Below are 13,093 nucleotides of genomic sequence, written 5' to 3'. Positions count from 1 at the left end.
GGCATACTTTAGTGCTTCATTAGTAATGATCTACCGCTGAGTTTTCATCCGGCGGCGGTTAGAGTCTCGGAGTTTTTTGCTCTGAAACTGGCCTGTTGCCGACCGGCCCATGGCGCCGCTCTTCATTGTAGCACCTGCGACAATCCTCCACTTTCTCCTTGGCAGCAAGGCTCAGGAACCAGTGTGCATTGAGGCATTCGGCCCGGAAGCGTCCGTTGAAGGCTTCGATGAAGGCATTGTCGGTCTGATTGCCGGCCGGGAGAAGTCCAGCGTGACGCCGCGCTGATAGGCCCACAGGTCAAGGTCGCGCGACACGAACTCGGTGCCTTGATCGAATGCGGATCGCCGCCAGGAATCTCACTTTCTTGCACTTTCCCGTATCTCCACGACGTCAGCTCTGCGAAAGCTGAATGGCGGCTCCAATGCAGGCGAGAAGCGGGAGAAGATATCGATAACCGTGAGCACGCGGAGCTTTCGACCGGTCTCCAGCTGATCGTGGACAAAGTTATCGCCCAGGTCTCGTTCAATCGCGTGGCTGTCTTTGCCACTTTCGTCATCGAGCATGCGCCAGGATCGAACAGCGAGATCTCCTTGTCCTCGCTCTTCATCATCTCCGCATTGGTTGCGTTGAGCCGGACGATCTCCTACTTGAACCTCTCGATCTTGCCCTTCAACCGCTCAATCTTCGCCTTCGGTACCGCATCGCCATGGCGATCGGCGGTGTCGAGCTGAAAGAGATAGCGGACGATGCTCTCATCGATCCGCTCGAGACGCCGCTTCATCGTGGCCTCGCTCGAGTTCTCGTCTTGTTGCGTTGACAGCCTTGAACTGTGATCCATCGATGGCGACGCTCGTGGCACTGACCGGCTCAAGCTTGCGGCACGGTGAGACAACGCGCGATAGACCCCACGAATTGCCTTGCCGTTGTCCTTGCGGAAGTCCACGATCGTCTTGAACTGCGGCGCCAACTGCCCAGTCAACCGGTTCATCTCGATTGCTGGCATTCCCGCCCCGGCGTCGGCTCGACGGAACTCGATCAAGATAGCCACAGATTTAGAGCTGAGCATGGTGCCCGGTGATAGCTGGGTCGGCCGGTGTCGAGTGGCTGGACACCGGCGAACCCGAGCTTATCGAGGTCGACGCCGTCAACGAACATGTCGACCGCTCGCACTGGATTGTCTTCGGTCACATAATCATCGAGCGACGCCGGAAAAAATAGCGTGCTCTGTCCACTATCCAACCCTTCAACAAAGCGCCCGCAAATCGCAGAGAATCTTAGCTCGCTGATCGCAGCAGATAGAGCGTTTTCACACCCTGGGCCAGTAACCGCCGTCGCCGGATCCTCTCGTCAACCCTGCAAAGGAGACGACCTTTGCTGCCACGGACGGGTGATTATTTCTTGCACGGATCGAAAGTCACATCCGTAATCGGCCTCGGTGTTCAAATCTTCTTTAAGCTCCCTGAACCGCCCCCGTCGTCCGCTTCAGGCGCGTGGTTCGCGCGAATGTTCACCACCTGATCGATGACCTGGAGGATTCGCAACGGTGCATCGATGCTGTCATACTGCCTAGCAATGGACGTCGCCCGCGCCCGATAACCAGGCTGACCGAGCACCGAGCTGATCGCCTCGCGTAGCGCCGGCGGTGTCGGCTCGTCTGTCTTGAGGTCGATACCGACGCCGAACCAGGCGATGCGGGCGCTCACATCCGCCTTGTCCTCGGTCTGTCCCGCGGCAACGATCGGAATCCCGAAGCTGAGCGCCTGGTTTACGGTGCCATAGCCACCGTTGGTAACCAAGGCGTCGACTTTCGGAAGCAGCCATTCCATCGGTATATAGCTTGCGAGGCGCGCGTTGCCAGGAATCGGGCCGGGGATGGCGTCGATCGAACGGCCACCAGCACTGACCACGACGAGCAGATCCGGATCGTCCGCCAATGCCGCCAGGGTTGGGACGACCAGTTGACCAAAATCGTGGTTGGATACGGTCCCTTGCGTCACCAGCACCACCTTGCGCGAGCCGTCGAGATCCCCCGCCCATGTCGGAAGCGGCGCCTGGTTCGGCGTGATAGGCAGCTGGCCGACGAAATGAACCGATTTCGGCAAATCCTTGCGTGGAAACTCGAAGCTCGGAACCGTCAACTGCAGATAGGCGTCAGGAAGAAGGACCATGGTGTCGAAGAAACTGGCAGGCATCGGACCGACGCCCATTTCCGCCAGACAGTCATTCATGTAGCGAATAAGGGCCACATTGTTCATTTCAACATCCTTGGCAGCTGCAGCGTATTTTTCGCGCTCGGCGTCGTTTTGCGCCGGAGGCAACCCCAACGCTGCCGGCGCTCCGTCGTCGCGATGCCACGGCAGAAACATGATGCCGCAGGTGATGACGTTCGGGCGGTTTGCCCGTGGCCCGAGCAGCATCGGGTAGGTTCCGAGGAAGGAGTTGTCGGCCATGACCACGTCGGCCGGAAAATCCAGCAAGACCTCCTGGATACCCTTGTGCTGCGTGGGAATTGGCGCCGTGAAAATCTGCTTGATGTCGAAGGCCACGCGCTCTGACGGCGGAAGAGTTTTGCGCTCGGGGAATACTGCGTCTAAGTCTCGCAGATCGTAGTCGTATTCCGGCGGAAACGGCCGGAATATCGCCCCGACGCCTTCGATGCGGTCGCGCACCACGCTGGCAGTCTGGAACACCACCTCGTGGCCCTCATCGACGAGAATACGCCCGATCGACAGCATCGGGTTCAGGTGGCCCGTGAGGGCGGTGCAAGCAATTAGAATTTTCACGTCATCATCTCCCCTTTGGAACGTTCACGAAGCGCAGGCACGCGCATCCCCACCTATGCAGCGACAAGATCGCCGCGGTGTCACCCGATCATTTCCCGCGCAGGAGAAGCAGTTACCGTCGTAACGCCGAGGGGGCGCCGCCGGCGGATACGTCATTGCCTAAACAGTCCGATGTCCGAGAAGGTCTTGGTTGTATAGAAACGGACAGCTCGGAAGCGGCCGGCGCAGGCCGCCGATGTTTTCACGTCGGATCGTCCAACAGCGGGCCAAGGTGGCTCTAGGGGACGCGCTGTCGCGCTTTTGGACACACTTTCTGGTCTTCAAAGTGGTGCGCATGTCTGCAATTGGGCTCGGCTTGCCGACGATGTTCATCACCCGTGTGAGATTGTAGGCGAGGACTCGCAACATCCGGTTCTTGCGATTGACCGAACGCAAAATCCCAAGCTTGTTATTTAGGCGAATCAAACGCTTATACCTTATCGGCGCGCCGACAGGAGACCCGCGCTGATCTGAGCCTAATTCCGGTGGGTCACCTCGCCATCACAAGGGAAGGTCCAAAGTTCGATTTTCGTACGCACCATTCGGATCTTCAATTTCATCATTCAGTCGAGCGTTTCTCGAAGATGTGCCTTCCAGCGATGCCTCCTCTGGCGCAGGACAATGCAACCGGACTTCATATTTGTTCGATGCTGCGCCGGAATGCCTTCAGCGCATTCCCATCGAGCTGTTTGAGCCCGTTGCGAAGCGAACGATTCTAGGTTGAGCGCTCGTGCCTGCGAACTCGCCCGACGCGATCCGCAAAGTGCTATCGACCACCACTGAACTGTATCAGCAGGGTCGCCGCGCCGTGATGTCTGCTTGGCCCGTTTCTGGGTCGTGGGCTATCCGTCAGCGAGCGCAAAAATTGGCGTCGACAGCGCCAAGTGCGCCAAGTCCTCGCTCCGGTCTGCGCGCCGCGGAACCTGCCGGCGCTTACCGTACACATGATGAAGTGTGCGGAAGTTGCATGCGCCGGCCTCGAAGCGTCGAGAGATCGGCCCATCCATCTTCTCAATTTTCTACAGGAATTTAGTTTGAACATCGCCTCCACCTCATGTTCTCATTGGAGACAGCGAAGTTCGGCGAAGAACTAGACGCGTGGTGTCGTGCTATGTGGCAACGTTGGGACGCCCACGGCCTCGGATTTCCTTCTCCCAAGGGGCGTACCGACCTTGCTCGGCTTGCGCAGAAAACTATTTCGTCGTCGTTGGACGCAACTGCTCAGGAGCATCATCCGCGACAGACAAGAGTTGGATCGGTTCAATGCACCCAGGGATTTGTTCGATGTGCTCGCGGAGGCTTATAGAACCCATTCCGAATGGCATCCTGGCCGGCGAAGTCGTGACAATGATGTTTGGGGGGACACGAGAATACGTCCTTTACGATTTTCCAGGCCAGTTTTTGCTCCCGCAGATACCGGAGTGGCAGACGGCCGTGACCGAAGAGGCGACCGCAGTCAATCTTGCTCCCGACCACGCTGCAGAAAGCCTTCCAAAGCTGAGACTACCCGCGCTATAATTCCGATGAAGCGATGCGGTCTTATTCCCCCGCTTTCATGACAGCTCGGCAGGCTGCGCGAAGGCATGAACTTTGCGGCGTGGATGTGCCAAAGGGAGCAGTTGTGCTTATGCCTTTGCTTCTGCTGCACCGTAACAATCATTACGAGTGCCTTGAAGCTTGGTTCGGAAGGCGTCATATGGAAAGAGGGTACAATGCACCTTCAGCTCGTCTTCATAACCAAGTGAGGCAACACGATATGGAAGTATCCGGCAGGCAGATCTTCTGCGCTTGAATCGCTGGAGCGAAGTTATGTCGACACGCTCCGGACATTTAAATATCAGAGCCGCGACGAAATCGAAGGCGGCGCTTCAGGTATCGATACCTACCTGCGCGATCGCTCCGGACCCGCGAAAGAGCCGCACAATCCGCTCTCGACGCCTTCAGGCCAAGTTTAGTGAAAAAAGCAACGCGACCTAGACTGCGAAATGTGACGACACCGACAAACGGTCTGTGGAAGCGTCGGAAAAATCGGTGTTGGCATTGGTTCAGAACGGCACGGTAAACGCAAATGTCGCGCCCGAATCCGTGCTTTCCGCCAACCACAGACGTCCTGAATGGGCAGAGATTATTTTGTAGCAAATCGAGAGGCCAAGGCCGAGGCCTGCCTCCTTCGTAGTGTTTAGCGCGGCGAAGAGGTTATTTTTCATCGACGGGTTGACACCTGTGCCTGTGTCAATGATGCGCACTAAAGCATGATCCTCTTCTGCCGTTGTCGAAATAGTAAGGACCCGGCTCCTCCCGTTGACGTCAAGCATTGCCTCGATTGCATTCCGAACGAGATTGAGTACGACCTGCTGAATCTGAGTTCGATCCGCTCTGATATTGCGCAGTGATCTGTCGAAGCGTGTCTGAAGCGCGACATTGCCAATCTCAAACTCTCTCTTCAGGAGCTCGAGGACCTCTTCGATCGCATCGTTGATATCGATGTCGGCAAACTTGAGCTGTGCGTCCCGGACCAATGACCTCAGGCCAGAGATAACATCACTCGCTTGATAGACTTGCTCGATCACGCGCAACATGGCCTTTCGGGCATCATCCTGCCTGGCGGGAGTTCGCTCCAACCATCCTAGACAGGCTTCAGCGCTCATAACGATTCTGGTCAGCGGTTGATTAATCTCGTGAATGATGGAACCCGCAAGTTCCCCCATCGAAGCGAGGCGCGAAACTGTTGTTAGTTCATTCCGCGCGTCTGCGAGAGCCCGCTCCGATGCTTTTCGGGCAGTGACATCAGCTATGATCCCATTTAATTCCATTTCCCCATTCGGACCACGATCGAATTTGCCTACCGCGACGACATGATGTACCGAACCGTCCTTATGAATGACGCGGTATTCAAATCTGTACGTTGATGCCGTGTTGATGGTGTTCGCCAGCGCTTGCTCCACCCCAGGGAGGTCGTCGGGATGGACGCAGTCCTGAAACGCGCGCCATGGCAGCGGATTAAGAGCAGGGTCGAGATCCAATATTCGGTAGCACTCGCGAGACCCTCTTGAGAGTTGGGTGCGGGGGTTGTAGCGATAGCTACCCATTCGTCCGATCTCTTGCCCTTCGACCATCCACATATTGGTCTCGCGCAGCGCCTCGAAAAGCCGAGCAGCTTCGAAAGAGACGGCCACCTGCGAAGCAAATATGGACAATACCGAGATGCATTTATCAGTAAAAATCCCCTTGTCCTGACCAGATTCCAAATAGAGGCCGCCGATGGTCAATCCTTGACGAATCAGGGGCAGGAACAACTGGGTTATGTACGGGGAGTTCTCCGTCGGTTCAACAAACGCCGCATCGTCTGCGGAAACGTATTTTACAACAGCTTCCTGCAGATGAATGACCCTTTCCTTGATCTCGGCCGATAGTCGGCAGCGACGAGGCGGAGGTTGCGAAACAAAGATCCAGGCCTCGTCGTGAGGAAAGTCCGCGTCCGCTTTCGCAAGCAATTTCCCCATTTCGCTAAGCAGAACGGCACCTCGCCCAATCCCACAATAGCTAAGCGCTTCGCGGAGGAGCGCCTCCGCTAGCCCCTTATAGCTGGTTTCACTGGAAATGTTTTGTATCGCCTTGGCGATCAATTCTAGATCGAGGACATCATTTGCGAATTTCATATGAAACCAGGTCCACCAATTCTATCAGACATGATGGAGTCCGCCCCCACCAACCAACCGCCCCCGAAAGGAAGGCTCTTTGACCAGAAGTCACCTCACCAGTGAGAGCTCCTTCTCATCCAATCGAGCGAGATGCTTGTTGAGCGGGCTTCCCGAAAACGGAATGCCCGTTCAAACTACTTATGTCTTGCGAAGGTATATGCGAGCCCCGCCGAACATTTAGCAAATCATCCACTCGTAGCGAGCGGAAGAAATGGCGAAGACATCTGCAACTTTTCACCACTTCAAACGAAAGGACACCAAATGGCTGTATTGAGTCGGCCAATAACAAACGCGGCGCCCGCACCGCGATCCTCAAGAGCACGCGGCCATGGAACTTCTTGGGGTGTGGTTGGGCATTCCTGCAATCGCTGGCGACGACCGCAGAAGCGTGGGGGATACAACGAATCCGATGCCACATAATTTATAGTTTGCTGTTGGCCTATTCCGCCAAAGGTTAGGATATGGCCGCGAAAAGCCGCTTCTCAGGGCGTGATTAGGCGGCCGATGAGACCATATGCAAGTCGTTTATAATTACCGCTGCAATAATAAACGGTCATATAATTGCCGCTGCAACAACAATGGTCAACGTCAATGTCGCGGCGAACGTTTTGTCGCGGCCTTTCCGATCAAAACAACGAAAGATATAGTCCTGAGGACCTTCGTGGGAGCCAAAAGTGAGGGGCCATTGCGCCGATAGGTTGCGGTTCGTCATTTTCATACGGACCTTGAGAAACTTGGAGGAGAAGCACCCGAGTAGGGACCTCATCGGATAGGGCTTCTCTTGAAAATCCCGCACTCGAAGCAAGCGCTCATTAATCAGGGTTTAAGCGCACATTTGCAGCCTCGCGAATAGCTCCCCCGTGATTTCTACGTCACCCTCCATCGTTCTCGAAATGCAGAGAACATCACGTTCGAATGTCTATTGACGTCACCGCTCAGCGGCGTTGTCTTAATTCGGGGCGCACGCTCGAGCCACTTCGGGTGGCCATGGCCAGCTGACCGGGTTTGCGTCCAGCACTTGGCGAGCGCAGCAGAACCGGGCCAATGTCTATTGGCAGCTTACTTATGTGGTAGATCGATGCGGTCATTTTCGCTTTTTTTGGATTGCCGGTTGCTGGTCTTGTCGTCCCTCAGGCTCGCAGCTGGTCTTTCGAGTGGTTCTTCGCATTCCAAGCCTCCCGCCGGGACGCCATTGATTTGTTGGCCGGACCGCAAGCACGACTGATCCGGACATGTGACGAGCCAGATTGCCGGATGTTGTTCGTTGAAACTTCTCCCGAGGGCCGGCGCGGATGGTGTTCCATGACGCGGTGCGGAAGCAAGGTAAAAGGCAAGGTGTTCCGGGAAAATAGCTAGCGACACGTGCGCTGCCGGCCAAAGAAGCGGACACGGGGCGCACGCTCTGCGCTCCACGACCGACAACGGCTCCCGATCTAGGCGAGGAGCTTTCGGTTCGACAAGCTTTCGCCGACGCTATCCAGCCAGTGCGGCAGACACTCGCGCGCACGCCGATCCAGATCAACTCAAGGATTCGTATGTCCTCATGAGTTCGTTCACGTCTATGCCCGCGACGGAGAGCTCAAGTGTATGACCTATCAACCAGCGCTCGAACCCTTTCGCGCCCATCTCCGGGTGGAACTGGAATCCTTGCTTCCTCCAATGCCGCGATCAGCATCTCTTCCTCCAGGAATGCTCCCCCAGGAAGATGACACCAGCGGCTGATTCTGTTAGCTGAGCCCCAAGTCGTGGATCCCGCCACAAGGACAAGAATCGATGTCGAGGTGCTCGATCGAAGCGACGATCTGATCGGTCAGATGGCCCCGATCATAGTCGGCGATTGCGATTTGAGGAACACCAAACACTTCTCGGCAAGCCGACAGCAAAGCCAGACTTCGGGCTCGGCGAAGAGCAAACGCTTGATCTTCCGCTCCGCGTCAAGTTCAATAAGACGAGGCAGCTGTGACGCGGGTCGGCCAGCATGATTGCAGACTTTCCGTCGCGAGGAGAGTTCAGGCGGCATTGCGTTCCGAACCGGTGGCGACGAGCACCGGTCCGTCGACACCGGCTTGCCGGTACATGGCATCGAGCACCTGATCCGAATCGTGAAGAAAGCCCGCGAGCGCCACGGTCGGTCCAACCGGCTGCGGCTCAGACAGTCGCTCCAAGGGCCAACCGGCTCGCCTCAGAATGTGCTCTCTTTGGGCATCAGTGACGGTCACGATCGATTGCGCGCTCCTCTTGCGCGTATTGTATCGAGCATTGCTGCGAACAGCACGAAGGTTGCTCGGTTGAATCCGTTCCGGCCGGGCTCGAGGGAGCGCATGGTGTCGGCGCAAAACCGCGAGCTTTCCAGGGTACGCTCGTCGCTTGGCGCCGCCCTATTGGCCAGCAGATTGACGAAGGTATCAGCGAGCATTGTCGGTCCGGTCGTCGGGTGGAGCCCGACGCAACCCAGGACTTCGCTCTCATCCGAGACGGCGAGAAGATAGATGCGGCTCAGGACATCATAAACAACATCGATTTCCAGATCTCCCGCGACCGAGACGCTCCAGTCCAGCCGGTCATTGAAGACGCGGCGGCGAAGGCGATACATCGATGTCAGCAAGTCCAGATGGCGACTAAATTCGGACGTGTGAAGCGCGATGGCATGCATGCCGACCTCCTCAAGTTATCCGGGAGGCCCTGAAACCAGAAAAGCGCTAGTGATCGCCTGTCAGATTTTGCAGGCGCCGTTTGATCTGCTGGATCACGCTAGACCAGTTTGGCTGGGACACAATGCACCATTCGTCTGGCCGGGTTCGCCAGAGCATTCTCGTCTATTTCGTCGAGTGGAGTTAACTGAAAGTCGATCAGGTCAAGAGGCCGCGACGCAGCGCGACCGCAACACATTGGGCAATCGACCCCGCGCCGAGCTTGCGGCGCGCGTTCTCGAGGTGAAAGACGACGGTACGCGACGAAATGGCGACCAGGACTGCGATATCGGCGACCGTCTTTCCTTGCGCCGTCCATGCAAGCTACTGGCGCTCGCGCTGGGTCAGTTCACTTCCAGTGTGCTGTTGTGCGACAAAAGGAACGTCGAGCCGCGAGGCCACGTGGGCATGTAAATATAGACCTACTTGATGGACGACATCACGCCATTCGCCAATAAGCCGATCCGGATTGATCTCGCGATCACTTGTCGCCAACGTGAACGCGGCTATTCGTCCGAAGCCGCCTCTAATCGGCACCGTAATCCCGGATCGAAGCCCAAAGGTCGTCGCCTCATCAAAGAATTGACGCTGCGCTCGATTTCCGGCGAGCGCGCGACTGGCCCCTCCCCAGCTGAAAAGGTCGCGTTCGACCCGGGCGCGAATGACCACGGGATCGAGCTGCTGATATCCAAGATGAAAGTATCGGCTGGTCCAGGATTTCGGGTAGGATGAGATCAGCAAGGGCGTGTCGCCGTTAGGCGAAGATAGGCAAATCGCTGGAACCCGAACTTTTGCGCTACCCGTGCGGCAACCCGTTCAAATGCGGTCGCATCGCCCGCAGTGTGGATGGCATCAACAAACTCCTGGAATGTATTCTCGACCAGATCATTGTGTTAATGGCGCGCCGAAAGACGCGTCCGCTGCTGTCGACCAATTGCTAACGCGCAAGCGATGACCCCGCACTTGAGCTGATATGGGATTCTCGAGAGCCCCGGCGCAGAGTGGAGCGCCATTCCAGCCTACAAGACCACCACTTGCCACGCCGCTCAGCGGCGCGGCACCAGCCGCGGTCCAGGGGAGCATGCGCACAGACCGAAGCACATTTCGCATTTGTCCCTCCCTTGTTCGGCGGGATGCGACGCACGAACGCGGTCACTTTCCTAGCGCTTTATCTCCCGCTGCAGCATTTGCACATACGTGCGATGTTGCAAAGCTCGGGATTCGGCCACGGCCCCCGGGTGCAATCGCATGCTATCGGTCGCCCACTGAACGCGACGGGACGCCTGGAGATCCTGATGACCGGTCAAATACGATGGATCGCGGTGCGATTTGATTCGATGGAGGACGTGAAGAATTCAACCGCCGGTAGCCGCCATTGCCGTACCGCTTGCATAGCCCCGGTTTGGCGTCCCCTTGCGGCGCTGAGGCAGAGATGGCCCCAAATAGATAACCTGTCGCTGACATATCTGGCGAAAGGCCGCACTGATTGTGCTGGCCTAGATGTCGGGCGATGGCTTGCCGCGGGCACCATCGCCCAGGCCAGCCTCATTCAGCCGCCCGGGCATGCGTCCCTTCGTGCTCATGTAAGATCACGCCGGCCAATGGATCAAACTCGCCATTCCAAGGCTCGCGCGCGAGCATAGCCCTCGTATACGCGTAACCGGCTTCCCAGCGGCGGCTGATACCCTTTGCGGTGAAGTCGACGTCTTTGGTGTGCGTCTCGTTCTCGAGTTGCGGCGCCAGCAGGCGGACGACATGCATGCGGGTCTGGCAACCATAATCCGCCAAGGCCCGGACCGCAGGCGTGTCCCGCTCGCTCTCCGGCAGCCGCTTGGCGAGTTAATCAATCACGTGACGGAGACGGTGCGCTTCCTGTTGACGGGTGATGCGGCTCGCAAGCCGGCTCGAATACTGCACGTCCTTGTACCGGTTTAATACCTCGCCCATCGTGGCCGGCTCGACGCCGGCGGGATTCCAGAGGTGGACGGCGAAGATCAGGGAACTGACGCGTGGAATATCGTCGAAGACGGCCTCCGTGGGTGTGTTTGAGAGAACGCCGCCGTCCCAGTAAAGCTGACCGTCGATTCGTACCGCCGGAAACGCGGGCGGCAAAGCGCACGACGCCATGACATGTTTTGCGCTCAACTCGGTTTCCCGGTTATCGAAATACCGCATCTGGCTTGTGAGCACATGCGCTGCGCCGACGGTAAGTCTCGGTTCGCAACGGCTGATCAGCTCAAAATCGACGAGTTCGGTAAGCGTCGCCTGAAGGGGAGCGGTCGAATAAAAGCCGGCCTGCTCGACGCCGAGCGGATAAGCACCGCCGAAATGAGCCAGTGGGTTCGGCCGGAAGAAGCCGGGAATGCCCTCGGCAACGGCGCTCCAATAAGCCAGCGTTTCATTGAATCCGGCAAAGCCCATGGAGAACGGCTGCGCCGGATGCTGCGCCATCCGCTCCCAGAAATCCCTCAGGTGCGCGAGCCGGTTTTCGCGCGCGTTGCCGGCGATGATGCTGGCATTGATGGCGCCGATCGACGTCCCGATAACCCAATCCGGCTCGATGCCGGATTCGTGGAGCGCCTGGTACACCCCGGCCTGAAACGATCCAAGCGCGCCGCCGCCTTGCAGCACCAGAACGACTTGCCCTGGCAACGGCCCGCCCCCGCCCTGATCCGGTTTGCGCACTACCCATATTCACTTCACCGACCGTGACGGCCTAAAACGCCGCGCCACGGGGCGCGGTGTTCGGCCGTTGCCTTGTTGGGGCCGTGATCCGCCAATGGGTACGCTTCACGTCATAACTTGTCAACTAGCTCGGTGGCGGTTATTATATTTCCATGCGCCTCGAGAGCCGGTCTTCGTCGGCACCGGTACCGCGTAATTCAACTCCAGTGCTCTCTCATCGCCGAATTACGGCGCCATAACCTCGCGCGATAAAAAATTGGCCAATGTGATTGCATCCAAGCCTGTCGTCCTCATCACCGGAGCTTCGTCCGGCATGGGTAAGGATTTTGCCCTGCGGCTGATTGCTCAAGCCTATACGGTATATGGCGTGGCCCGCCGGACGGATCGCATGGGCGACATTGCGGCCGCCGGCGGCATGATCCTCGCGATGGACGTGGCGGACGATGCGGCAATGGTGACGACGGTCGACCGCATCATTCGGGAGCAGGGACGGATCGACGTCCTGATCAACAACGCGGGTTATGGTCAATACGGCGCCCTCGAAGACGTCCCGATCCAAATGGGGCGGCGGCAGATGGAGGTCAACCTGATCGGCGCGGCCCGCCTGATACAGCTCTGCCTTCCGCATATGCGCGCCAGGAAGTTCGGCAAGATCTTCAACATCTCGTCAATCGGCGGCCGGTTCGCGCTGCCGCTCGGCGGTTGGTATCACGCCTCGAAATTTGTGCTGGAGGGCTACTCCGATGCGCTCAGAAACGAGGTCCGCTCCTTCGGCATCGACGTCATCGTGATCGAACCGGGCGGCATCGCGAGCGAATGGGCCGCCATCGCGACCGAGGAAGCGGACCGCTATTCAGGCAAGGGCCCCTATGCGGCGCTCGCGGCAAAGTTTCGCGAGCTACAGGCCGGACAGCGCGATTTGCCCCCGCCCCGCGGCGTCACTGATCTTATCGTGAAGGCGCTTAAGGCACGGCGTCCCAGGACGCGCTACCACGCGGGGTTGATGGCAAGTCAAATGCTTTTCCTCCGGCGGTGCCTGTCCGATCGTCTATTCGATCGCCTGATCATGATGGCAATGCGCTGAACGAAAGCTCCGAGGAGGCGCGGCTCCCAAGGACCTGCGGACGTGGCGCATTTTGATATCGTAACCGTCACACTTTGGTTATCAGGTTTTTCTTGAAGGTTCGCGATCCA

Annotated in this window: 9 protein-coding genes and 2 pseudogenes; 3 read left to right on the top strand and 8 right to left on the bottom strand. The window is 57.8% G+C overall.

The window, feature by feature from the left end; genetic code table 11:
• Positions 1 to 58: 58 nt before the first annotated feature.
• From YY7_RS63645 to YY7_RS0132495, 4 genes and pseudogenes are all read right to left on the bottom strand, one after another.
• Positions 59 to 507, bottom strand: a pseudogene (locus YY7_RS63645) (integrase core domain-containing protein); the annotation flags it as partial.
• Positions 508 to 644: 137 nt separating this feature from the next.
• Positions 645 to 782, bottom strand: a complete 138-nt coding sequence (locus YY7_RS63640) for a hypothetical protein (protein ID WP_155255400.1) — start codon at positions 780 to 782, stop codon at positions 645 to 647.
• A 658-nt stretch (positions 783 to 1,440) separates the two neighbouring features.
• Positions 1,441 to 2,784 carry a glycosyltransferase gene (locus YY7_RS53490; RefSeq protein ID WP_051397046.1) on the bottom strand — a complete coding sequence of 448 codons (1,344 nt, stop codon included), beginning with the start codon at positions 2,782 to 2,784 and terminating at the stop codon, positions 1,441 to 1,443.
• A 2,084-nt stretch (positions 2,785 to 4,868) separates the two neighbouring features.
• Positions 4,869 to 6,482, bottom strand: coding sequence for an ATP-binding protein (locus tag YY7_RS0132495; protein ID WP_028166857.1), 1,614 nt, complete (start codon positions 6,480 to 6,482; stop codon positions 4,869 to 4,871).
• 1,146 nt (positions 6,483 to 7,628) lie between these two features.
• Between YY7_RS0132495 and YY7_RS65210 the strand changes: the two genes are divergently transcribed.
• Positions 7,629 to 7,880, top strand: coding sequence for a CGNR zinc finger domain-containing protein (locus YY7_RS65210; RefSeq protein WP_433994540.1), 252 nt, complete (start codon positions 7,629 to 7,631; stop codon positions 7,878 to 7,880).
• A 653-nt stretch (positions 7,881 to 8,533) separates the two neighbouring features.
• Here the strand turns inward: YY7_RS65210 and YY7_RS64520 are convergent.
• Both YY7_RS64520 and YY7_RS64515 read right to left on the bottom strand, forming a co-directional pair.
• Complete coding sequence (locus YY7_RS64520; RefSeq protein WP_283807028.1) at positions 8,534 to 8,743, bottom strand: acyl-homoserine-lactone synthase; 210 nt, start codon at positions 8,741 to 8,743, stop codon at positions 8,534 to 8,536.
• Complete coding sequence (locus YY7_RS64515; protein WP_051397045.1) at positions 8,740 to 9,177, bottom strand: acyl-homoserine-lactone synthase; 438 nt, start codon at positions 9,175 to 9,177, stop codon at positions 8,740 to 8,742. Before YY7_RS64515 ends, YY7_RS64520 begins: the two co-directional genes overlap by 4 nt.
• Positions 9,178 to 9,226: 49 nt before the next feature.
• On the opposite strand from YY7_RS64515, the gene YY7_RS63635 reads away from it, so the two are divergent.
• Complete coding sequence (locus YY7_RS63635) at positions 9,227 to 9,628, top strand: hypothetical protein (RefSeq protein ID WP_245287485.1); 402 nt, start codon at positions 9,227 to 9,229, stop codon at positions 9,626 to 9,628.
• On the opposite strand, the gene YY7_RS65205 is transcribed toward YY7_RS63635, so the two are convergent.
• Together YY7_RS65205 and YY7_RS53480 are read right to left on the bottom strand one after the other, a co-directional pair.
• Entirely contained in the window at positions 9,539 to 9,955 is a 417-nt protein-coding gene (locus YY7_RS65205; RefSeq protein ID WP_196237361.1) for an autoinducer binding domain-containing protein, read from the bottom strand. The genes YY7_RS63635 and YY7_RS65205 overlap by 90 nt on opposite strands.
• A gap of 804 nt (positions 9,956 to 10,759) precedes the next feature.
• A pseudogene (locus tag YY7_RS53480) lies at positions 10,760 to 11,899 on the bottom strand (patatin-like phospholipase family protein).
• Positions 11,900 to 12,164: 265 nt separating this feature from the next.
• Here YY7_RS53480 and YY7_RS0132455 point away from each other — a divergent pair.
• Positions 12,165 to 12,983, top strand: a complete 819-nt coding sequence (locus YY7_RS0132455; RefSeq protein WP_349642694.1) for an oxidoreductase — start codon at positions 12,165 to 12,167, stop codon at positions 12,981 to 12,983.
• Positions 12,984 to 13,093 lie beyond the last annotated feature (110 nt).

It is taken from the genome of Bradyrhizobium elkanii WSM2783, from assembly GCF_000472865.1.
GTDB lineage: Bacteria > Pseudomonadota > Alphaproteobacteria > Rhizobiales > Xanthobacteraceae > Bradyrhizobium > Bradyrhizobium elkanii_A.
The sequence above is the reverse complement of the archived record's forward strand: the minus strand, read 5'-3'. Positions and strand labels throughout refer to the sequence as shown.